This is a genomic window from Paraflavitalea pollutisoli, assembly GCF_029360705.1.
Taxonomy (GTDB): Bacteria; Bacteroidota; Bacteroidia; order Chitinophagales; family Chitinophagaceae; genus Paraflavitalea; species Paraflavitalea pollutisoli.
Window position 1 is genome coordinate 2013375 of sequence record NZ_JARKMX010000008.1, and the last position, 24608, is coordinate 2037982.

Below are 24608 nucleotides of genomic sequence, written 5' to 3' on the forward strand. Positions count from 1 at the left end.
TTGCGTGCGCCGTAATGGTTGCCTATTTCTTGCTCCTGATCCTGCTGAGGGTTTCCTGGGAGATGCCGAGGTAGGCCGCCACATGACCGAGGGGCATGCGTTCGAGGATATGGGGTGCATCTTCCAGCAGTTGCTGGTAGCGCTCGGCGGCGGTACGGAACTGCGCATTGACGAAGCGCTCTTCGAGGCGGATATAGTATTTTTCGTAGGCTATCCTGACCAGGCGCTCCACTTCGTGGTGCTCATTGAAGAGGGCGTTGAGTTGATCTTTGGTAATGGCCCACAACACACAGCCTTCAACGGTCTGGATGTTTTCGACGGCGGGCTGACGCGTAATGAAGCTGTGAAAGGAGGTTACGAAGTCGTTCTCGAAACCAAACCAATACGTTATCTCTTTGTCTTCCAGGTTGTAATATCCCCGCAGACATCCTTTTTCCAGAAAATACAGTTGATTGCACACCCGGCCCCGGGTGATCAGGTATTCATTTTTGGGCAACTCCACCCGGGTAAAATAACCGGGCAGGGCTTCACGGGCTTCTTCGCTGAGGTGGTAAAAATGCTGAAGGTGTTCGAGCAACTGTTCCATGGGGTCCTGGTTCTTTGCTAAAATTAGCAATAACGGGCCAATTCCAGTAGCACTACTTAAATATCCGAACACCGCAGGTATCTCGCGAAAAACCAGTTAAATTAGGGGTACAGTCAGGGATTTCAGTTTACACCAAAACCGCCATAACTGCGATGGAACGCTCCTTCCGCCGGTTATCCTTTGTGCCCATGTGGTTGCTTGTGCTGTTGTTTGCTGCAAATGACGGCTGGGCCCAAACCATTTCTTTAACCACCAGCTCCCCCTGTCCCGGCAGCACCTTGACGGTCACCAATACCCCCCGCTCTATCAGAACCATTGAATGGTTTAAAGACAATGCACCGATTAGTACTGTTCAAGCTACCTGGCAAGGCACCACGGTGGCCGGTGGCAATGGGGAAGGCAGCGACCTCAACAAATTTGACAGCGCCCTGGCCATGGCGATCGATGCCACGGGCAATATCTACGTCAGTGATCTCAACAATCATCGGGTATTGAAGTTTCCGCCAGGGTCTACATCTTTCATCAATGGTGTAGTCGTTGCAGGCGGCAATGGACAAGGCAATAGCCTGGACCGGCTCAATGACCCGGCCGGCATCTTCGTCGATGCTACCGGATACCTCTATGTGGCTGATATGGGCAACCACCGCGTATTGAAGTTTCCCCCGGGTTCTACCTCGCTCACCGATGGCGTGGTAGTGGCTGGCATTGGGGGCTATGGTCAAGGTCTTACGCAACTTAACTCCCCCCTGAGTGTATACGTCGATGGTACGAACAGGCTCTATGTAGCAGACCGGGATAATCACCGGGTGATGCGGTATCCGGTTAACGATGGTTCTGTTGCTGCAGGTGAAATGGTAGCAGGTAATGGAGCGAATGGTGCCAGCTTGTTTCAACTCGATCAACCCGTATCGATTACGATGTTTAATAACCGGCTGCTGGTATCGGAATACCGCAATCATCGGGTCACCAGCTGGGATCCCACCAATACTGCGGCTGGAGGGATACTGGTAGCCGGCAATCCTGCGCCTCCGGGTTGGGGCATTGGCCTCAATCAACTACACTTTCCCACAGGCATCTCTGTAGACGCCGGCGGACTGCTGTATATCGCCGACTCTGACAATGACCGCATCATGGGCTGGGCGATCGATCCAGGCCCCGTCACTACCGGTGTGGCGCAGATCGACAATGGAGAAGGTGCTACTGCTGACCAACTCAATCAACCCCTGGCGGTATACCGGGATGGTCTCAATGCTTTTATCGTACTCGACCTGCTCAATAACCGCGTGCAAAAGTTTACCCCGGCCATTGTGAATACTTATACGCCTACCGTCGCAGGCACCTACCGGGCAGAGATCATCCTGGATGATGGCACGCTCCTGGTTTCGAACAATATCATCATTCCTCCCGCCAACACGCCTACCGTCACCATCACTCCCACTGCGCCCACTCTTTGTCCGGGTACTACCACCTCGTTTACCGCTGCGATTACGGTTGGTGGCACCACCCCTTCCTATACCTGGAAGCTGAACGGCGTGGATCAACCACCAACAAACGCTGCTGTGTATAGTCCGGCAACCTTGCATGCCGGCGATGAGATCAGTGTGGTGATGGAGCCAGATGATGATGCAGGCTGCCTAACCGCCACTACCGCAACAAGCAACCTGGTAACCGTGGCACAGCATCCTGCCCTGGCGATGCAGGCCACACAGGGCCGAACCAATATTTGCCTCAACGACAATGAAACCCTTACCAATGCCACTGTAAAAGCCAGTCATCGCTGGACCAGCTTACACCCCACCATCGCCACCATCGATGCCCCTACCGGGCTGCTGCAGGGCGTTGGCGCCGGCACGGCTACCATCCGGTATTATGCCACTTCCACCAATGGCTGTATCGATAGCATAGATGCCAACATTGTCGTAGCTGCTTTGATCAGCTCGACGGTCACCGTACTGCCTGGTACTACGGCTGCCTGCAAGGGCAAGATCATGACCTTTACAGCCAGCGGCACCAACACCGGCACCTCACCGGGTTATGCGTGGCTGGTCAATGGTGTTGCTGCAGGCGTTACCGGTACAAGCTTTTCTGCCGACACCCTCAAAGACAATGCGGTGGTACAGATCGTCCTAACACCGGATGTTGGCTGCAAGGCCAGTCCCTCCATTACCAGTACGCCCATTACCGTAACGGTGCATCCCCTACCCGTGGTAGCCCCCATTACGGGCACTACTGCTGTCTGCGATCAAAGTACGACCCAGCTTACCAACAGCACCACCAATGCCACCTATACCTGGAAAAGCCTGAACCCTGGCGTCGCCCTGGTTGACAACACGGGTAAAGTCAGCGGTATCAGCGCCGGGCAGGCTGTTATTCGGTTTATTGCCGAATCTGCTCACGGCTGTGCAGACAGCGTGCAGACGACAGTAACTGTAGGTCCGTTGGTAACGCCCACGATTACTGTCCAATCCTCCGCAGCCGCCGTATGCGCAGGCAAGCCATTGGTATTTACGGCGACCAGTCAGCAAAGTGGCATCAACCCCACCTATGCGTGGCAGGTAAACGGCGTACTGACAGGTGCTACCGGCACCACTTATTCCCGCAATGATCTTCAACCTGGTGACGTGGTGATTGGTGTACTAACACCTTCTGCCGAGGTAGGTTGTCTGGCCAAAGCGAGCTTTGAAAGCCTGCCCGTCTCCTTTACCATCCATCCGCTGCCGGTCATGGCACCGATCACCGGCGACTTCGTGTTGTGCCTCAATAGCAGTACGCAATTATCGACTACCAGCGCCGCGGGCGTGTGGAAAACCCTGGCCCCCTCGGTAGCTATGATCGATGCCATGGGAAAAATAACCGCCGTTGGTTTAGGAGATGCCCTCATCAGGTTTGTGTCGACCGCGGCGGCGGGTTGTATGGATAGCGTAGAACAACGTGTGGGGGTACAAAGTCTGTATACACCCACCTTGTCGGCATCGGCATCGGCCCAAACGATCTGTGCTGGAGAACCGGTCACTTTTACGGCTGTGGCGGGCCCGGCTGGTAACCAGCCCCGGTTGGAATGGTTTGTCAACAATGTGGCAACAGGGCAACCCGGGCTCACCTATACCAATGCCACCCTTCAGCCAGGTGACCTGGTGCATGTCGTATTGACCCCGTCTCCGGATGCCGGTTGTGTTTCGGCGCCATCGTTCAGGAGTTTACCTGTTGCTGTGACGGTACGTCCGATTGTCACGCCTACCTTCACCGTGACACCGGGTGCCAATGCTGTTTGCACGGGAAAGCCGCTGCTGTTTACGGCCTCGAGCCAATCCAGCGGCACCACGCCTACCTATACCTGGCAAGTGAATGGAGCGCCAACAGGCGCCACCGGCGTCACCTACACGCGCAGCGATCTCCAGCAGGGCGATGTGGTCACCTGTATCTTGACACCTTCACCGGATGCCGGCTGTCTCGCCAAAGCCAGTTTCGAAAGCGCCCCCGCTACGCCTACCATCCATCCCTTGCCCGTGATGGCGCCCATCAAAGGGCTTTTCGATATTTGTTTACAAAGCAGTACCCAACTCATAACTGCCAGCACTGGTGGTGTATGGAAAAGCTTATCGCCTTCCATAGCAACGATAGACGGTACGGGTAAGCTGCTGGGAAATGGTATCGGTACTGCCCTGATCCGCTATGTAGCGACTACGGGAGCGGGTTGCCAGGATAGTGTGGAACAATCCGTAACGGTGCGTGGATTGTATACGCCTACGCTCTCAGTGTCTACTTCAGCCAACGCCATATGCCAGGGCGACCGGGTGACGTTTACCGCCAATGCGGGTCCGGCTGGTACTACCCCGACATTCGAGTGGTTTAAAAACAATCAACCCACCGGCACTGCCGGTATCAGCTACAGCAGCACCACCCTGGTCAAGGGTGACGTAGTACACGTGGTGATGACGCCTTCGGCAGATGCGGGTTGTGTTTCCTCGCCTACGATCAACAGCATGGCTGTGATGGTCACGGTAGGGCAACCGCCCGTTCTATTACCCATCACGGGCAATGCCGTTTTGTGTAGCGGCGCCACCACGCAACTCGCGAATGCAACGGCCGGTGTTGGCGGAGCGTGGCGTAGTTTGAACACCATCGTGGCAACGATCTCGAATACCGGCCTGGTCAGTGGTGTGCAGGCTGGCAATGCCGTGATCCGCTATATTGGCACCACACCTATTGGCTGTCGCGACAGCGTAGACGTGACGGTCACGGTGAACCCCAGCGTTGTTCCTTCCCTGACGATCGATGCCAGTCACAACGATACCTGTACCGGTGTCGCCATTCAATTTACGGCACAGGCCCGGCAGGGTGGCTCCCAGCCTTTCTACCAATGGCAGGTGAATGGGCAACCCACGGGCACGGGCGCCCAATGGAGCAGCGCTTCTTTGCGTAACGGTGATATCGTACGATGTGTGCTCGCCAGCAATGCGACCTGTGCCTCGCCAGCTTCGGTCACCTCCAACGAGATCGTCCTGGCCATTCATGCCCTGCCGGTGATCGATGCTGGCCCCGATAAAACGATCCTGCGTGGGAAAACGACCTTGCTGCAGGGCAGGGTCAGCGATGATGTTACGCATATCAGCTGGACGCCCGTGTCGAGCCTGCAAAATGCCACGACTGCGACACCGGTGGCTAGTCCGTTCAGCACCACCCGTTACCAACTGGAAGCCAGTACGGCCAAAGGTTGCCTGGCGACAGATGCCGTGACGATATCGGTGATCGAGACGGTGAAGGTGCCCAATGCTTTCTCCCCCAATGGCGACGGCATTCACGATACCTGGGAAATTCCCGACCTGGGTGCCGTGGCGCAGGTGGATATCCAGGTATTCAACCGGCAGGGACAACCCGTGTACCAGGCATCGAGCTACCAACGTGGCAAAGGCTGGAATGGGTCCTACAAGGGCTATGTGTTGCCGGCAGGTACTTACTACTATGTGATCGATCTGAAAAACGGACAACCGAAATTGTCGGGTGCTGTCACCCTTCTAAAATAACCACTATGCGCATCTACCCATTCTACCTGGCGTTGTGTATGCTGGCTTTTTGCAGCGTACCCGCGGATGCCCAGCAGCTGCCGCATTATACACAGTATGTGTTGAACAATTATATCCTCAATCCGGCCCTGGCGGGCATCGAGAACTACACCGATATCCGCCTGAGCCACCGGCATCAATGGAGCGGATTAGAGGGCGCGCCGGTCACCACGTATTTTACGGCGCATACGCCCCTCAAGAAAGATGACTATGGACGTACTACGGCGACGGGGTATGCTCCCTCCAATGAATCGGTGCTGGGTGATCCTTATTTCCGCACCTACGAGGCGGCGCCAGCCCATGCAGGTATTGGGCTGACGGTACTCAATGACCGTACGGGGCCCTTGAATCGTTTTACGGCCTATGGTAGTTTTGCGTACCATGTGCCGCTATCCACCAAGCTATCGCTGGCCATGGGTATCAGTGGTGGTGTATCGCAACTGAGCCTGCGGCAGGGGGATCTTGATTTTGGTGACGCAACGGTTGACCCAGCCGTGACGAGCAAGGGTACCATCAACAAGCTGAAGCCGGAAGCGAATGCCGGATTGTGGTTATACGGACAGGATTTCTTTGTAGGCGCTTCGGTACAGCAACTCGTGCCCTCGAAGATATCCTGGGCCGACAACAACGTGGTACCGATGGAAGGCAAGCTGGTGCCCCATACGTTTGTAACGGCGGGTTACCGGTTCTGGCTGGGTGATGCCTTCAGCCTGCTGCCCTCGGTGATGGTGCGGTATGTATCGCCGATGCCGCTTGGCGTAGATGTGAATGCCAAACTTCAATACAAACAGCTGGTATGGGTAGGCGCTGCTTACCGGCACGAAGAAGGCTTTGCCGGTATGGCAGGCCTGCATGTGGCCAAGGGCATTATCGCCGGCTATTCGTACGACTACACGATCTCCAAACTGAATACCGTGAGCCGCGGCAGTCATGAGTTAATGATCGGCTTTATACTCGGCAACAAGTACATCGACGATTCACCGCGTAATGTGTGGTGATCAGTGGTCTGCTAAAAATGTCTCCACAACCGGCAGTGCGGGAAGCGCTGGCTGGATACCCGGCTTCAGGGTCGTGATTTCGCCCAGGTAATCGCCATGTCCACCAGGAAATACAGCGAGTTGTGCCTTTTCGATCTTGCGGATCATTTCCAAAGCATGCTCGAGGGTATTGACATCGTTGTTACCACTGATGATGAGCGTGGGGACTTTGATCGACCTGATATCTTCGTCTTTGATCTCCGGAAAGTTTTGCATACGGGCAACATCTCGATCGTACATCGCCCGCAGTCCTTTTTGATCGCCGGGATGGATGACCAGGTAGGCATCTTTGAATGGCTGGGGCATTTCTTCGAAGCTGGCTTTGGCCATCATCGGAAAGAACCAGGACTGTGCGCCTGCTTTGTTGTACATGGTAGAAGCTACAATGATCTTGTGCACCATTTGCGGATGGCGGATCGCCATCTCGAGCGTCGTGCTGGCACCGTTGCTGAAACCAAATATGTCCGCTTTGTCAATCTTGAGGTGCCTGAGTAAAGCGGCGATGTCATCAGCATCCTGCGTGAAGCTGAGTGGCCGGTCGATATCGGCCGTATGGCCATGTGCCTGCATTTCGACGGCAATTACCTGGTGTGTTTTTACCAGCAAGGGCAATATCCTGCCCCAGGTGGTCCCGATGGTAGAACCGCCGCCATGTATGAGTACGAGTGGAAATCCTTTGCCGTGTATCTCGTAATACATGTTGAGTCCATTGATGGGCGCGTATTTTCCTGTCGCGGTTTGTGCTTGTGTGGTGAGCATGGTGGATGTCATGATTAATAGAGCTACTACTAATTTCATTGGGTGCGTTGATTTGTCGCGTAAAGGTACTATTGGGGCATCATCGGAAACAGGGCTTGTTGCGACAAAATGGAGGGGCTAAAAAGAAAATGGTCCCGCCCGTTGCGGGGCGAGACCTATTGGCAGGGATCTGTGTGCGGGTACAGTTACTTAATGATCTTTTAGTTTTTCATTGTTACGGGGTGTGGCGAACGCAAAATGCTGGAAGAAGTAGCGAAGCTGTGGCAACCATTTTTTCATCGGTGACCATAGGCCACTGAATTGAAAGCGTGGTTCTATCACGGGTTGCTCTACCAACATTTCTTCCGTCCATCTTTTTGTTTCTTTAAAGAGGCGTGTGTTCAATTTGAAAGCGATGTGTCGTGCTTTTTCGATCGTTCTTTTATCGGGGTTGTCTACCACGATAGCACCATCGACATAATCGAACTTGATCAACCGGTATTTGGTTTCGCCGGGCGGACGGTTGAGCCATACGGCGGTACCAGGACTTTTATAGGTATAGGATGTTCCGTTGGGGAGGGTAACAGTCGTCGTGTTATCCATTCTCATCTCCGGATCGTTATCCACAAAGTTGTTCCATTCCTGCATGGAAATACCCTTGGTGATGGTGCGATCGAGGAGATCTTTTTTCCGGGTTAAGTGAATTTTTGCGTCCATAAAGTGCGGTTGTATGTTGTAGTAAAACAAACCAACTGCCATTTATTTTTAGCGCTCAACGCAATGATGCTCAATAGCCGATTACAGCAACTGTTTTTTCAGCTGGGTACAATGCACCCCAATTTGTCGAACTATTGATCTTTTATTTTTTCCTCACCGTTTTGGATCACTTTCTCGGGACTGTTGTTGAAGAGCGAAAAAAAGGATTGTTGAATGGAATGTCCGATGTGGATAACTACTTTTTTGAAGGGCGCTACCAGGGTGCTGAAGGTAAACCGGGGCGCCATGGCGGGATCAGCGGCGAGCAGGAGTCCGGTATCCTTGTCTGTTTCGAGAAATATTTTTGTGTTCAGTTTAAAGGCGATGTGCTTGATCTTTTTGAGCGTCGCTGCATTGACATTGGTGATGACGATATTGCCGGAGTTGTAATCAAATACGATGGGATTCGGCTGCGACTGTCCGGGCTCGCGGTAAAACCAGATGGCGCGACCGGGACTTGGATAGGTGTATTGTGTGCCATCGTCGAGGGTGACTGTGGTCACATTTTCCAGCTGCATATCGGGATCCTTACTCACGAAGCTGGTCCATTCCTGGAGTGTGATCTCTGTAGCATCGGCGTGGTCCATGAGATCGGCTCTCCTGGTGATGTAGTATCTATTTTCCATAGCAGCGCGGTTGAACTGTTAAAAAAAGCAAAGGGTACGCCATTTTGCTGAAGAATGGAACCCTGTGACGCTCAATAAGAACAGGTTAGGCTGCAGTGTCGAGTGTGTAGTTAGCGCCCCAAAATTTACGTTTTGGGGCGCTGGCTGTATGCTATTAAAGTTAAGCAATATTTGTTTACCGGGCGTGTGCTGCCGCGAGGGTCAGGAGATCTTTATCGTGGTGGTCGAACAGCGAAAGGGTGGCTCCATTGGGCATCAATACATAAGCGATGGTAAAACTTTCGCGGTGGCGACGAAAAAATCCCAGCAACCTATCGACGGATTCGCGGGTGGCGCTAAGGATAATGGTAATCAGCGATTCGGTCGTAAACTGGTTGATGTGCTGCATTTTTTCCTGCTCAAACTCCAGACGGATCAAGTCATCGAGTTCATGATCCTGCGTTCTAAATCCAATGGTCAAATCACCAGGCATTGTCATAGGTGTTACTTTTTTGTTTTTACATGATTGCGCAGTTAGTCCTGGTGTGCTGCTATTGTAAAAAATCGTACCAACCTGGTGGTCATGGCGATACTTTAACAGGTTGCAAAGATATCATTGTGCGTAACCTGTGGGGATTAAGTTATTGTGAAGGGGAAGAAAGGCAAGGAGGCACAGAGGCATAGAGGCATAGAGGCACAGAGGCAACTGAGGCACAAAGGCAACTGAGGCACAGAGGCACAAAGGCAGAGGCACAGAGGCATAACTGAATGCAGCTGACAGATGGACCTGTCAGTGTATAGACTTTAATATGCCTTTAATACATCAATCTTTTGTCTTTAGTAATTGCAGGTAGTTTTCGGCATGATCGGTGTTCATTTCTATCCAGATGGGCAGGTGATCGCTCATCTGGTAAGTCTTGAATTCATCGAAGGTTTTTTGGCTGGTTACTTTGGCGGAATGCTTCCTGGCTCTTTTGGCGTAGGTCTTATAGTTGTCGAATACGACATCAAAATAATTGAATGTACCTGCTTTGCGGAAGGTGACATCATTGAAGCGGTTGTAGTGTATCACCTGTGCACAAGATCTATCCTGTCCGATGTGTCCGGGCAGATTGTCTTTTAACAGCGATTCGGGCATGCGGTAGGTTTCGCCGGTAATGGCCTTGTAGCGATCGCTGTGCCGGTTGGGTACGTTGAAATCGCCAAAAATAAACAGGTTATTGCATTCATTTTTTTCTACAAACTCTGTCTTCAGCAGATTGGTCATCCCGGCCAGTTCTTCGGTTCTGCGCTGATAGAGTTCGGTATTTTTCGCGGCCAGGCCGGTAAACAGTTTCATCGAGCATACATCGAATAAAAAACAGGCGGATTGGAAGCGAAGGAAATAAGGAGATGCGGTGATGCCTGACCGATGCTCGGGCTGTGGCATCACGAGTTGTATGGCAATGTTACGGAAGGTGACCGTTCTTTTGTCGTACAGGAAGGCCAGCCATTCGCGGTTGCCGGAGGCCGGATCGATGATGAGGCCCGTGAACAATCCCCAGTCGTCGCCCAGGATGCGGCACAGGTTGCTCAGCTCCGTATGGTTGTCTTTGAGGTCTTGCAGGATGATGAGGTCGTAGCGGGCAACAATTTCGGCGATGTAGTAGAGGGCTTCTGTCATTCGCCCCTCAAACATACCTGCGCCCATAGCCCGGATACTCCAGGTGCCGAGGAGGAGGTTACCGGCAATGCGTTTTTCCGGTATGCCTTTGTTTTTATCGTTGAGTGTAGCGCGAAGGGTAATAATATTATCCAGAACGGTATTGCGGTCGAGTTTGTCGTCGATAGACAGCAGCGTTTCCTTAACCGGGTTAAGAAAAGAATAGTTCATAGTAGTAGTTTAATTACGGGAAAACCCTGGACCATTCTTCGACACGAGTTGCGCTATAAATGTAAACAATCCGCTAACGGTTGTCAAGGTTTTCGTATCTAATTCACTACGATGTTACGAGTTTATTTGGTCAAATTGGAGTAACCTTAAACAGATTGGGGTAGGAATTCTTCTGTACCCTTTCAATATGGCGGATGGATCGATAAGTGGCAATGGTCAGCACGATATAGACAGCAAAAATAAGGCTGAACAGGATGCCTTTGCCGGCATATTGCACGGTGGTTAAGCAGGCGACAAAGATCGTCAGGACTACTACTATTTGTGGCCAGCCCAATTGTTGTTTGAACAGTCGCCAGAACAACCGGGTATTGTGTTTGGGGACAGAAATATAGCCGGAAGATGGCATAGCGCACCCACAGGCGGTCAATTTTGACTATTATCCCTTAGACAAGGCATTTCCTTTAGTACCAGGCGCGGTTTTCGTTGTTGTAGTTTAAAAGGATAAGGTTAATGGTTAACGAATTTGATTAGTGTACAGCTGGCGTGTCTACGCTGGCTTTTTTGTTTTTGGGGCCTGCTGTTGTCTCCACGGGCTTTCGTTTGTAGTAAGTCGGCTAATTTGTATTCCTACCTTTGTTGCCTATTCTTCCACATTTAAGCATTCTCTAATTCTTCTCCTGGTGATCAAATTGTCCGTATGTGTTATTTTGCGGTGCCTATGCAGCTAACCCGGTATCTTGCTTTTTGCCTTTTATTGTGTGGTCTGTCGCCCTGGCTGGCGCGGGGACAGGATGCGCCACCGGTAATTGCTGATGCGCAATTCGATCGGCTGGCACTCAAAGCACGCCTGCGGGCGCTGGAGCTGCTGCGGCGGACGGATACCGTCAGTCCTTCTCCCCTATGGCCCAAGATCAACCCGGCCCTTTTCTTCGCCAATATCCGGCACAATATTGAACGTCCGGACCGGATCAACCAGGGCACGTCGACCAATTTTTGTGGGTATGCTGCCATGACGCATTTGCTGGTGAAATACCATCCCGACATTTATCTGCGACAAATTGTGACCTTGTACCGGACAGGCAAGACTAAATTGCGGCGTAAACGCATGAAGCCGTCCCACCGGGTGATGGAGGCCGCTGGCACACTCGAGAACAAGGGCGAACTGGATATCCTGCATGCCGACCAATTGTGGTTCCTGAGCCTGGCAGATACGTTTAAAGGCTATCTCAACTGGCTGGCCCCCACTTACCACCCGGGTTCCGAAAACCGGTTGTGGGCAGCGACCAATTACGGTAAGTTTAACCGCATGCTGCGGGAATTTACCGGTGATGAGATGACGGCAGCAGGGTCGGACTTTATCAGCCCCTGGGTGAAGAACTTCAATGACTATATCAATGGCCAGTTGCGGGAGGGGGTGGTGATCCTGTATGTAAACAGCAAATACCTGTATGAGCATAAGTTCAGCATCTTCAAATTACGGGCGCCTACGCATTTTATTGTGGCGTATGAAATGCTGCGTACCGACGAAGGACTGATCCGCTTTCGCTATTGGGATTATGGTATGAAGACAGAGCAACTGATCACGCCGAAGCGGTTGCGGCGGCTGATTTTTGGTGTTACCACCATCACAGAAACCCGGGAAGATGCGAGATTCTAAGCTTTATGGAATGGTACTGGGTGGCCGGAGGGCCTTTGCTGGTTTGATCCTGCTGATCGTGCTGTTGGCTTCCTGCACGGCCGCGAAGAAACGGAAGTCGGAGAAGTATTACGTGGAGCACAAGCAGACGATCACGGAAGTGCGGCAATTGTTTGACAAGCTATACCAGCACATGCCTTTTTCGGCCGGCTTTTCCGACCGGTCGCTGAAATACTTTGTATTGGAGATCCTGAGTGATTCTGTACGCTTTATTTACAATGGTGAAAAGAACCAACCACAATTGGAAGAAGCCGTAGATCGGTTTGGCTTCGATACAACACAACTGCGAACGCTGGCGACCAAGCTTCAGCAAATCAACTGCATCTGGATCTCGAAGCGCTCGTTTTATGTGAACCAGCAACGGGAAACGGTGACTTTTCTCTCGTTCAAGTCTATTGCCAATCCCAATCTCTTCTCGGAGAATAAGTATTATATACTGCTCTTTCCGCCCAAGCAGATCATTTCCCGGCACTTCCGGGAGCGCATCCGGCGTGGCGACCTGGTGAAGATCGAAGACCAGGTATGGTTTACGATCGGGTCTAATTTCCGGTGAATACCGTTGACGGGCACGCCGGGCCCTATCGCTTTTGGTGTAAGTGATTGATTTAGAAAAGTTGTGCTATTTTCATTACACTTCCATGGGAGCGAGTAGGGAGCGGCATGGAAGCGAGTAGGGAGCGGCCCCCTTCGGCCATTCGTTTTACCTTACCGCGCCGTGCCGTTGTTCTTATCAGCAGGTATAAAAATACGGCTAACGCAAGGCCCTTTCCAAATTTTGGAGTTACCGTTAAATAAATGTCATGACATTTGCCCATTTGGTGTGCGGCCGCGAAAGTGGTCGGAAGTGAGCATAAACAGCATGGCTTAGTAAGCGTGGTAGTGTGTTCCCGACGCCCATTTGCGAGTTGTTGAAAAATGCTTACCTTTGCGCTGTCATGAAATTCTAATTCATTCCTACATATCAGCCACCTGCTGAGGTATTGAGCGGCCAAACTGGCCCTTATTTTTTTTCCCAACTATCAGACAGCAGTTTTATCTGCAGCATTTTTTCACGAATCATTTTACTATGAAAGTTAACTCTTGCATCTATCACGGGCATTGTATTGCTTCCGCGAACAGGAAGCTTATTCTTCATTCTTCTGAATTATTATATGCTTATCAACGCAAGAGATATTTGTTTTCAATTTCCGCAACAGGAGCCGGTGTTTCAACACATCAATTTTAGTCTGCAGGCTGGCGAAAAGGCTGCTATCGTAGGCCATAACGGCGCGGGCAAGTCGACCTTGCTGCGCATCATAGCCGGGCAGCTATCAGCAACAGCCGGTGAATTGCAGATAAAAGACAGTTTGTATTATGTGCCGCAGCATTATGGCCACTACCAGGATCATACGGTGGCGGCTGCGCTGGGCATCGATCATCTATTGACAGCCGTGGATGCTGTGGAAGCCGGTGATACCAGTCAGCATTTGTATGACCTGCTGGAGCATGACTGGGATATCCGGTCACGGGTGGCCGCTGCTTTGGCCAACTGGGGGCTGGCAGGGCTCGACCTGCAAGCACCGATGAGTGCACTAAGTGGGGGTATGAAAACGCGGTTGTTCCTGAGCGGGATCGACTTGTTTACCCCGGCTATCGTGCTACTCGATGAACCGACCAATCACCTTGACAGGGACGGCCGGGCGTTGCTCTATAAATGGCTGAGCCGTACCAATGCTGCGGTGCTGCTGACGAGTCATGACCGGCAGTTGCTGGACGCGTGCGATCCTATCTGGGAGCTGGGTGCCGAAGGTATCCGGGTGTATGGTGGCAATTATGCCTTTTATGCGTCGATGAAAGCGGCCGAGACTTCCGCCGCGGCGCACGACCTCGCACACCACGAGCGGGCCTTGAAGGAGGCCAAGCAAAAGCAGCAGTTGGCGCTCGAACGCAAGCAACGGTCGGATGCACGGGCCGAACGACTGGGTAAGGAAGGCGGTATTCCCAGGATTCTGCTGGGAGGTCGAAGGATGGCCGCCGAGGTGAGTACGGGTAAGTTGAAGGCTACGCATGGCGATAAGATAGCGGGTCTGCGATCACAGTTGGAAGATGCTGCGGCGTTGGTGGAGATCGAGCGGATCATGAAGGGCCATTTCGATGCTCCTACCCTGCCGGTGGGCAAAGTGCTGGTAGAAGCCGAAGGGATCAATTTTGGGTATCCTGGCGGGGAGCTACTGTGGGTCGAACCCCGTACTGTGTTACTGCGCGCTGGAGACCGGATCGCGATCACGGGGTCTAATGGCAGTGGTAAGTCGACCTTGTTTGGCATTATGCGAGGAGCTTTGCCACCTACTGTAGGTTCCATTCGCCTGACGCCGGTACGCTCGCTCTTGCTGGACCAAGACTATCAACTGATCGACCGCAGCAAGACCGTGCTGGAGCAAGCGATGGACTACAACGAACGGACACTGGAACCCGCCTGGGTACATACCCTGCTGGCCAATTTCCTCTTCTACCCGGCGCAATGGCATCAGTCCTGCGCGTCGCTGAGCGGAGGTGAGATGCTACGCCTGGCGCTGTGCTGTATGGTACTGCAATCCAAAGCCCCGGACGTCATCTTCCTTGATGAACCGACCAACAACCTGGACCTCGTCAACATCACCATGCTGGAGCAGATCTTCGCGGCCTACAAAGGCACGCTGGTGGTGGTGTCGCACGATGCGCGGTTCCTCGAAAGAATGAGAGTGAGTTCCGAGATTAATATGTGATAATAATACCCCCCAAAGCCCGGTGATTGCCGGGCTTTGGGGGGTATTGAAGATAATCGTGAAATATAATTTAGGTCGGTTTGAATTAACAGATCAACATTTAATTGTCTGGCAGTTGTAATTCAGATCAATTACTTACCTAAATTAAAAGTTGCGAGACAGCCCAATGTCAAGGCACAATACAACCTTTGTTATATAAGTTCCTTACCTCCGGCTCCTAGACACTATCACAAATCGGAAATTCCAATGCTGCATAAGGTCCAATCACATTTTCTTGTTCTATATCCTACCAATAATAGGATTCTACTGATACAAGTTTCATGTTAGAGTCTATTTGTATTAGACTTACCTCGAAATTGTTACCATCATACAAGTTTGAATTTTGTTGAATTTTCTTTTGAAGCAAATCATAATTTTCTATAAATGTTTTTATCACGTTATAAAGCTTAACACTATCACCATTATTCACTTCTTCGAATTGATACAAACTTTTGTTACTACTAGATGTATAATAAAATTTTTCATTTTTATAATCATAAAGACCGTACTCTTGCCATATTATGCTTGATGAATAAATTTTTACTAACAAACATCTGGCTCCATTTTCAAATCTAACTTTGTCAAAAATAGCAGAATATAGATGCTCATTTACTTTGTTTGTGTCCTTTTGAGGCAAACTGTAATTATCGCTAAAGAAGTTGTTTCGAATTATACTGTATGAACGAAAACTTTTTATTTTAGAATTACATTGAAAACATGTAACACTGACTACTGACATTATTAAAAGGAAATATATCTTTTTCATATTGTTATTCTGGTGTCACAATTTGATACGAATTTATATTGAACAACTTTTGCATTGCATGATAATCTTTTGCAGGTTTAATTACTCTCGAATTCTCATCAACGTAATTGAGATTTGAACTGCCGCCCCCCCTATAACCATAGTGAGTTCTTAAAGGCAAGTTCTGATCTATTCGAATGTAATTTTCAACTACAGTAGCATACCATTCGTCTTGAGAAATCTTCCTACCATCCTGAGATATATACCAAAATTTCTCCTGAAAGCCAAATTTTTTTGTATAACTATATGAATGCGCAATTTCATGTCCAAGTGATGTTGTCAATCCTAATCGAATATCATTTCCATCAGTTGGATAGTTTTTCATTATACTTAATCCATTCTCTCCAAAATGATCCATATTTACGTATACATTGTTCTTATCAGAAGCCGCCCCCTTGATTGAACCCTCTCCTTTATAATTTGCTGCATCTTGAATTGTGATAGTTTCATCCATACCAATTACGTTGTCCAGGTAGCCTTTTCCAAAATCTCCAGAATAAATTGAATTTAGTGCTTCTAAAATAGAGCTTGCAAATTTATCCTTACTTAGATCGGCTACGTCACCATTCCCATGATGATAAGCATTATTATAGTATTGATATGTAATATCCCCTATCAACACTCCTAAACTATCGCCGTTGACATCAATATTCAAGACGGGATTATTCGCTGCATACTGATAGGGCGACAAAGGCATATACTTTTCAGCAAATCTATCTTGTGTTTGGAAACGGCCAATCTGCGCATCATACATTCTCGCCCCATAATCATACAATTCAAGACCGGAACCATCACTAAACTCCTTCTCTTGCTTCTCCTTGCCATTGTACTCGTACTTGTTATCCAATTTTCCAACAGCCTTGGTACTGATCCCCGCCATCGTCAAGCCAAAAGGGTAGTAATGGGTTTCTTCCATAATTGGCCCTGTAATATGTTGCACCGATAAGTTATCAAAGAACACATCCCAGTTCTGCGTTTCGTTGCTGACGTAAATATACAAATATCCGTTCTTAGGGATAGATACCGGACCGTCGTTGGTCAAGGCATTTAGGATGTCCGCATTTCCAACAGGTTTTGCGCCACTACCCGCGGCTACGTACTTCAACTGCTCATCCAGCAAAATCCAATTCAGGTAAGCCTTGGGCTTTGTCGTCTGATTGGAATTTTTGTCATCGCGGAAGGCGTTCATTGCTCCCAGCAGCGGACTGGTCACGCCATTGCTCAACGCTTCAAAAGTTCCTTTAGCGCTTCCAGAAGCACCCACAATACCGGAAGCCAGGGAACTCAGGATATCCGCAACAGGATTTCCACCGCTATTGGCCGAGCCTCCGCTCTTATAGAACGATTTTATTCCAATTTGCACTTTATCTCCGCTCATAACCTTCAACACCAAAGCTGGTCCGACCTTATTTCCGCTGCCATTTGTACGCGCCAGTGAATCGTTTGGATTGGTAGTGCCATCAGCAGGATAGCCTCCAGGCACCAGGTTCTTCGCATAACTCGTTTTGGGAATATTATAGAAAAGCTTATTCTCTGTGGTTCGGTACAGCGATTCCATGGTCGCCAGGTAATTTGCAGTATCGGATTGTTCCGTCAATACCATACGTACATTGCCGAGATGGTCTTTTAAAAAGTAATCATGCTGAAATTGCCAGGCACTGTCGCCGCTGGTAAAATACCTTTTCACATACCGCGTCCTCCCCTCCTCATGACCGATAAACTGTAAGGTGTCGTTCTGAAATACCGCACCTGACATGTACAAGGTGGTTGTCGTTATAGAAGGAACGACGGATAAATCAACGACCTTCTTCATTAGTTTTACACCAAGGTTGTCGTAGAAATACTCAATCGATCCCTTGCCAGCCATCTGGATCACCCTGGGAAGATTGAGGTGATTGTAGGTGATACTCGTAATTCCTTTATTTGCATCCGACACAAGGTTGCCATTTCCATCGTACGTGTAGTCGACAGACGTCGATGTCTTGGCACCGTTGTAATTAAAGTCTCCCAACTTGGTCGCTGGATCATTAAAGTCATCCCACACTTGTTGCAACTGATTGCTATTGTTTTCCTCCTTGTACTTGTATCTCAACGCATCGACATAAAAATCTGCTGTACCTGGTTTGACACCATGTTGTATCATGCTTAACATATTGCCATTCGCGTCATACTTCAACATGAATTCATTATCAGCATCAAATCCGTGAACGGAAAAGTTTGCTTCGTTTACAACCCAGCTTCCGCCGGAACCAGCAGTAGAGTTCTGATAGAAGTCTGCCCGCCCGAATCTATTGGCCGCATCGTACAAATAATTGAATTTTCTCCGAACCTCATCTCCGGCGCTTTTCCAAACAACACCGGTGATATTCCCGTTGTATTGGAAAATACCATCAGGAGCTCCAGAAGACATGACTGTCTTATCATACCCCAGGTCAAAGCCAAAGTAATTGTTTGCATATCCGCTAGTTCCCTTGTCTAATAAATACTTACGATTTGTACCCAGCATCCAACCCCTTATGTTGTAATCATTGGTAAGGGTCTCCAAGCCAGCTCCATTTGCGCCCACACCTGAAAAACCAGGAGATAGTATCTTGTCTTTTAATTGCCCCAGCGCATCATATTTATTTTCTACTATCACCTTTTCAGGCTTATTCACCGCCAAGCCGTTTACAGAGCTAACAATTGTTTTTTCTGTCAACAGTAAACGTCCCAAATCATCATAGTCCATTTTTGTGATGGAAGTATGTGTTTGCGGATTGGGAGCTGCCTTATTTATTTGACTAATGACCACCAACGGCTGGCCGGAGAAGCTGTATTGTGTAGTCACTACATCTACTGCACTCGTTACATTGAAAGTTTTTGTTTGAATGACCCGGCCCTTATCATCATATATATAAGTTCTTATCGGGCCATTAGATACATTCGTGTGCCACTCACCAGTCTTTAGGCCACGGGGATTGGCAGTTTGAATGACCGCATCTGCGTAAGGGAAAGTGGTCGTACTGGCCGGTATCAAATAAGAATCGAAACTACCGTCCTTGGCTCCCCAATTTGGTCCATGCCAACCGGTCCAGTTATAGTCGTCATAAAATGTTACAACCAGGAGATTACCTAAGGTCGTAGCCGGAAATGAATTGGTCAACGAATATCGATCCAGGATTGACGGATTATAGGTCTCATAACGACCCATATCCAGACTTGTCACATAGGCTTGCATGGCGCTCTGGCCAATAACGGAAGGGTTGGTGTAATTACCCGTTATTACCGGTCGATTCAACTGATCGTATTTGGTAAACAGCCATTTGTTCTGAACCCGCAAATTGCCATCTTGGGTCAGCACAAGTCTATCCCATTTATCATACACCATATAAAAATCGCCTGCCGCTGGCACTTTTTTCATGACCAATCGCTTGCGCGCATCATATTCGTACCTAAAACATTGTTCCTTTAGCACAATGCTGCTGTTCCAGTTCAAATTCCAGCTATTTGCACTCAATAACTCAACCCCCTTCGGCTGGATGGCAAGCCTAAGATTGTTTAGGTTATCATACAGGTAATATGTCGAAAGCCAACCAGAATAACCGGAACCTGCCCCATTATCAGCGGCAGCCGTAAACTGCACTTTCTTCAATATAACCTGACCCTCCACGTCCTTAAACTCCACGATCTGTTTATTGTGCTCATCTACCCTGATGGTCTTGTACAATGTACCAGCAGCATATACACCAGACACGGCATAGCTACCCCAGTTATTGGCGACATCGGTTATCGTCCATATTTTGACGTCGTCAGCGGCAGTATTAAAAACATGCTTTGTTTTAACAGACCGGCGATTGGCTTCACTGACCTCACTAGCTGTACCAACCCAACTGGAGCCTGGGGCAAATGCCTCCACCACCCTATTGAGCGGTGACGCCTCAAACGTTGTTTGTCCGTAAGCCCAGTTTAGGCTGCCGGCCCCGACATTGGTTTCGCCAATCTGACCCGCCAACTGTGTGTTGTAAAAAGCAACTTGCTGCTGAAATGGATTTATTTTAAAAAGGCCGTCACTTGTTGAAGTATTGCCTCCCGTGGTATTGGCAATAAATGGCAAGTACTTTTGTTGCTCACGGCCAAAGTCATCGTATTTGTTGGCCGAGACAAGATCTACAGGGCTGCTGCCCGTAGTAAGCGATCCTTGCTTAACCACGGTCTGCAGAGGACGACCCAGCCCATCGAAATAGGCCGTCGTCTGCTTTACATCACGCAATGTGCGACCAGGTAATAGCGCAGGATTGGTCTCAGGCGCAGTAGCCTCCCAGGTGCGCACATAATTAACCTTGATGGTTGAGCTGTAAGGAACTTGGGGTGATACCGGCGTTTGCGCTAGCGACTTTGCCGAAGCGCCTAGACCCGCAACCGCCAGCAGTAGCCTCATCGTATTTGAAATCGATGTTGTTATATTCATGGATTGTGGTGTAAGGGTTATTGATTGGTGTTTTTCTGGAATTGATAGTCGTAATGCTTAAGGATGTTCTTGTTCTCGTCGAGAACATTCTTGAGTCGACCAAAGCCATCGTATTCATAATAAGTAATCCGATTATTGGCATCGCAAGTGTTGATAACACCGTACAATGGATTGTAGGTATAAGTGGTCATCTGGGCTCCAACAGGGTAGATTCGAACCTCATCGACCACGCCACCTCCACCTCCAATATTTATAGTTGTAACACCCGTCAGCGTCTTCTCTCTGTATGTCCAACCATTGATTGTTTGCCCACTAGTCCAGCTATTGGCCGATGGCACAACTAAGGAGCTCCCGTTATAGCCATTGTAATCAGGTATTCCGTTCTTGGTCCACAAGGTAACCACATAGGTTTTTGCGGGATCAAGACCGAACCGGGCCAATACGCCATTGATTTCAAAACATTTGTTTCCTGTTACACCATCGCCTGACACAATCCTATTGGGCTGATCCAGGTACAAGTTGCCCGTCCCGTCAGATTCAAAGGAGGTATACCCAATTTGATCTGCCTGACTGCCGATAACCTGGGCAATGGGATACTGTTGATTATAATCCCATATGATAGATTGCGGAGCATCTCCAACCTTGGCCTGCTGGGCTATAAAACCTTTACTAGTGTATTGCTGAAACTCAATCTTCGGCTTGATTAATGCCGGTGCACGGTTAAGGGATGAGCCGATAGCTGGAACGCTACTTTCTGGTACCGGCGAAGTCGTTTCCAACGATTCAATGATAGATTTCCGGATGGCTGTTCCGGATTGTTGGTATTGATTGACGATTCCTCCGGTCAAATATTTCGTTCCACCTATCGTTTTCCATTTCTCGACAGCTATAGGAACTGCGTACATGTTATTATCGGCAGACAACATACTTGTGGCGATTGCATTGCCTGTAAAACTGTAGGGGTATCGAACTACTTCCTCTATCAGTTCATTCCTACTGTTCTTCGTCGTCGTTTTTGCTACGTTGTAGTTTTGGTCCCTTGCGTAGGCAACTTCATTCACCAGCGTAGCGGCTCCATTATATTCAGTAACAGTTGTCTTCGTCAAATCTTTCCTACCTGAAACTGGCGTAAATGGGGTTGTTAAAAAATAGGTGGGACCAACTACTTGACTCCAGGTGAACGGGCCTATTTCATTTCCCGGAACATTATCACACATGTAATTTTCCCATCTAAATTCAACTGGTGCAATAGAAATTGACGTAAAATTCGCTAAACGTCCGGGTGTATTGTAATAAACGTCCTGGGTTTCAAGATAATCGTTCTCTGTTTTCTTCAGTAGATTGTTGTTCTTGTCATATACTAACTCTTTAGTGAGTTTCCCATAACTCCAATCAGTATAGTCTGGTGGCGCAAAAGGATAATTATGCTGGGCTGGCACCCCATTCGTTCCATAGGATGTGAAATATCGATCAATACGACCGTTGGAGTTACCATTGTTGACAAACTTTTCGACTACCCGAGTATAGTTAACAGGGCTTCCATTGGTCATTGCAAGCGTTTGCACCGGGGAAAAAGACCTTACAATTGCGTTGGGAATACCACCATTATTAAAATAAGTACGGTAACCATTGGGGTCGTCCACAATTGGGCCACAAACGATTCTATCGTCATAGAAAACGCCGTAAGTATACTCAGGATATGTGCCTAATGCACCAGAGGAGGTGATTCCATCTTCCAATAAATAGTCATACTCTCTTGCACTGACTGGTGTTGCAGCAATGCCGTCAAAATCCTTGATGCTTTTAATGCGCAGACCGCCAACATTCGGATTGTTGATATGCAGAATAGTCGTATCGGGATTGTTAACACGACTTTCAGTCCACTCAATGGTTACATAGTCACTAAAATAATCCACTCCCTGAACACTTGCATTCCAGGTATAATTCCCTTGTGCCAAATTATAAATACTAATTTGTTGAGACGCCTCGAGCTCGCTTGAGAAGGGTATAACCTGTGTATTAACGACCTGATTCAAGCTGTTTTTAAGCTGCATCGTCAAGGTTGCACTTGTAGGATTAAAGCTTGTATAAAATTTAACCTTAAAATTGGTATAGACATTCGCATCTCCTCCATAATGCCAGGCTTCACTACCATTCTGAGTATTAGAACAGTAAACACTCATCGTGCTAGAATACTGCGTTCTAATATTTGTTATAATATCCCTTTTCAACCTGGTGTCGTACGCCACATGTGATTCCATCTCAAACTGAGTATACCCTCCGGTAGGATAATACATCTTTGTAAGAGATCCATACTTCACGCGTTCCACGTCCGTTTCCCGGTTGCCGCCCGCAAACTCCCTCTGCCCAGTTCCATTGATATTAATGTATTCGTGTGGGAATAAATCATTACTCGGGTTCGTATTGTAAAAGCCCCAATGATCCTGCTCTCCCGTAAGCCTGTTGGGCAACGCGGAATAATACTCAAAACTGTACCCTTTGTCTTCGCCAGCGGCGCTATAAGGAATAACACTTTTCAGCGTAAGTCTATTGACTGAATAGTCATGATATAGATTGTATCCTCTGGTAGCAGTACCATTGCTGATGGCTATTTGCTTGAGTCGATACAAATTACCCGGATTATTATAGGAATCCAGGTCAGTTCGGGGATTCGTATCATACCCAAAATCAACCTTCGTATTATCCGGCAAAGAAATCCGTTTAATCCTTTTTCCCATAATGACAGAAGCCTGAAAGCCTCCAGAGATGGGTGGATCGGCAATGTTGACATCAAGCATCCGCGTCATAGAAGCATTTCTACCTGATGCATAACCATACATTTCGTCTTCGTATTCGAAGCTGATATTATCAGGAGAAAATGGTGCAGTGATCTTAGTAAGGTACCAGGAAGAAACGTAATTATCAAAATAAGCATTCCCCACGCTAGTCCTTTCTATGGCGTCAAATACGTATTGTGTACCTGTCTCATCAATCAGCGTAAATTTCTTGATATGCGTCCAGGCACCATCAGGCTGAATCTCTGGAATCACCCTGATCTTATTTGGGGTAAGCATTAGAAAGTCATTATTTTTCCCAAACATGAACTTGCCGCTCTTCCCACCAACATTAAAGTTGAAAATATCCGACTGAGAATCCCATACGCCTGCATTGATCTCCATGTACTTACTCACGGCATAGCGGTTCCCTTCATATTCATTTGGCAAAACCGGTGTATTCCGGAAACCGCCGTTCATATCCTCGTCGGCAATCCCCCTGCGTGTTCGCGTAATCACTCCGCCCGCGTTTAGGGCCCAGCCAATTCCGGTGTTTGAGGCTAGTTCATCGACTTTAATACCACCGGCGTGATAGTCCAGGCTAATGGACATCGAGAGCGAATTGTCTGCATTTTTGTACGAATAGATCGGCACATTGATTTGTGGAACACCTGTAAAATACCCCACGGGCACATCCCCAAACTTACCCAAAGACGCGGCATTGGGGGAAGGGGGAACGACATTGAGCAAAGAAGGGTTGGGAGTCGGATTTCCGCTTTGAGCCATTATACCTATGGCCCCTCCCAGCATGCATGTTAAGAATAGAATAGAGGTCTTTTTCATACTATATTTTGCATTACGTTTTACTGAGAAAAATAGTCTGGCATTACAACTTCCCTATTGGGAGAAGCGGTATTGTGGATCCTGCGATCACCTTTTTGACATCATTTGAAACTATACCCCACCCTAAACTTTAAGGGCTGGGCCTTGGGTACCTGTTGGTAACTCAGGAAGTCCCACAATAGCTGGAGTTTTGTCTTTTTGAAGAATTTACTTTTTAAGGAGACGATCTTACTGACACCCAGCAAACCGCTTTGCTGCCATTCTTCAGCTGCCTGCAGTTCCTGGGTAGTAAGTCTTGTAGTAGAAGATAGTGGTTGGTAATTGTATTCATAGCCACCGGAGGCAAAGAAGCTGCCTTTCAGGCGCACATCGAGGAAGGAACGTATTGCGGCGCCCTGGCTGGAGATCGAGATATTGCGGATATCCTTACCCCACCCCACCTTGTAGCTGCCACCTACCCCCACGATGCTGTTGTCTGTGATCTTATAGCCAACAGAAAGTCCTATATCAGACGTAGTAGGAAAGAAGGCCTGCGACTTCTGCGTCTGCAAGTTGGAGCCATACTCGAGGCGCTTCCAAAATGTCTTGGTCTTTTGGTTGTT

14 protein-coding genes and 1 pseudogene are annotated in these 24608 nt (G+C 48.8%); 5 read left to right on the top strand and 10 right to left on the bottom strand.

The genetic code is table 11. The features are described 5' to 3' along the window. Nucleotides 1–22: 22 nt before the first annotated feature. On the bottom strand, nt 23–586 hold the full coding sequence (locus tag P2W70_RS21885) for a Crp/Fnr family transcriptional regulator (protein WP_276483665.1): 564 nt from the start codon (nt 584–586) through the stop codon (nt 23–25). Between the two features lie 152 nt (nt 587–738). Between P2W70_RS21885 and P2W70_RS21890 the strand changes: the two genes are divergently transcribed. Beyond that, entirely contained in the window at nt 739–5610 is a 4872-nt protein-coding gene (locus P2W70_RS21890) for a T9SS type B sorting domain-containing protein (RefSeq protein ID WP_276483666.1), read from the top strand. Nucleotides 5611–5615: 5 nt separating this feature from the next. Continuing rightward, the gene (locus tag P2W70_RS21895) at nt 5616–6647 is read left to right on the top strand and encodes a PorP/SprF family type IX secretion system membrane protein (protein ID WP_276483667.1); all 1032 of its coding nucleotides are present in this window, start codon (nt 5616–5618) and stop codon (nt 6645–6647) included. On the opposite strand, the gene P2W70_RS21900 is transcribed toward P2W70_RS21895, so the two are convergent. The 6 genes from P2W70_RS21900 to P2W70_RS21925 all read right to left on the bottom strand — a co-directional run bounded on the left by P2W70_RS21900 (nt 6648) and on the right by P2W70_RS21925 (nt 11064). Then, nucleotides 6648–7484 carry an alpha/beta fold hydrolase gene (locus tag P2W70_RS21900; RefSeq protein ID WP_276483668.1) on the bottom strand — a complete coding sequence of 279 codons (837 nt, stop codon included), beginning with the start codon at nt 7482–7484 and terminating at the stop codon, nt 6648–6650. 150 nt (nt 7485–7634) lie between these two features. Beyond that, entirely contained in the window at nt 7635–8141 is a 507-nt protein-coding gene (locus P2W70_RS21905; RefSeq protein ID WP_276483669.1) for a hypothetical protein, read from the bottom strand. Between the two features lie 131 nt (nt 8142–8272). Next, a complete protein-coding gene (locus P2W70_RS21910) occupies nt 8273–8806 on the bottom strand; it encodes a hypothetical protein (protein ID WP_276483670.1) in 534 nt (177 codons plus the stop codon). A 175-nt stretch (nt 8807–8981) separates the two neighbouring features. Further along, entirely contained in the window at nt 8982–9278 is a 297-nt protein-coding gene (locus P2W70_RS21915; protein ID WP_276483671.1) for a hypothetical protein, read from the bottom strand. 330 nt (nt 9279–9608) lie between these two features. After that, the gene (locus tag P2W70_RS21920; protein WP_276483672.1) at nt 9609–10658 is read right to left on the bottom strand and encodes an exonuclease/endonuclease/phosphatase family protein; all 1050 of its coding nucleotides are present in this window, start codon (nt 10656–10658) and stop codon (nt 9609–9611) included. 130 nt (nt 10659–10788) lie between these two features. Next, entirely contained in the window at nt 10789–11064 is a 276-nt protein-coding gene (locus tag P2W70_RS21925; RefSeq protein ID WP_276483673.1) for a hypothetical protein, read from the bottom strand. 291 nt (nt 11065–11355) lie between these two features. Here P2W70_RS21925 and P2W70_RS21930 point away from each other — a divergent pair, with 291 nt between their 5' ends. From P2W70_RS21930 to P2W70_RS21940, 3 genes are all read left to right on the top strand, one after another. Continuing rightward, on the top strand, nt 11356–12315 hold the full coding sequence (locus P2W70_RS21930) for a hypothetical protein (RefSeq protein WP_276483674.1): 960 nt from the start codon (nt 11356–11358) through the stop codon (nt 12313–12315). Further along, nucleotides 12302–12907: a hypothetical protein gene (locus P2W70_RS21935; protein WP_276483675.1), complete on the top strand. Its 606-nt coding sequence runs from the start codon at nt 12302–12304 to the stop codon at nt 12905–12907. Before P2W70_RS21930 ends, P2W70_RS21935 begins: the two co-directional genes overlap by 14 nt. Nucleotides 12908–13505: 598 nt before the next feature. Next, the gene (locus P2W70_RS21940) at nt 13506–15098 is read left to right on the top strand and encodes an ABC-F family ATP-binding cassette domain-containing protein (RefSeq protein ID WP_276483676.1); all 1593 of its coding nucleotides are present in this window, start codon (nt 13506–13508) and stop codon (nt 15096–15098) included. Nucleotides 15099–15907: 809 nt separating this feature from the next. Here the strand turns inward: P2W70_RS21940 and P2W70_RS21945 are convergent. The 3 genes and pseudogenes from P2W70_RS21945 to P2W70_RS21955 all read right to left on the bottom strand — a co-directional run. Continuing rightward, the gene (locus P2W70_RS21945; protein ID WP_276483677.1) at nt 15908–20389 is read right to left on the bottom strand and encodes a DUF6443 domain-containing protein; all 4482 of its coding nucleotides are present in this window, start codon (nt 20387–20389) and stop codon (nt 15908–15910) included. Nucleotides 20390–20406: 17 nt separating this feature from the next. Further along, nucleotides 20407–24006 (bottom strand): hypothetical protein, encoded by a 3600-nt coding sequence (locus P2W70_RS21950; protein ID WP_276483678.1) that lies wholly within the window; start codon nt 24004–24006, stop codon nt 20407–20409. Between the two features lie 101 nt (nt 24007–24107). Next, a pseudogene (locus P2W70_RS21955) lies at nt 24108–24608 on the bottom strand (hypothetical protein); the annotation flags it as partial.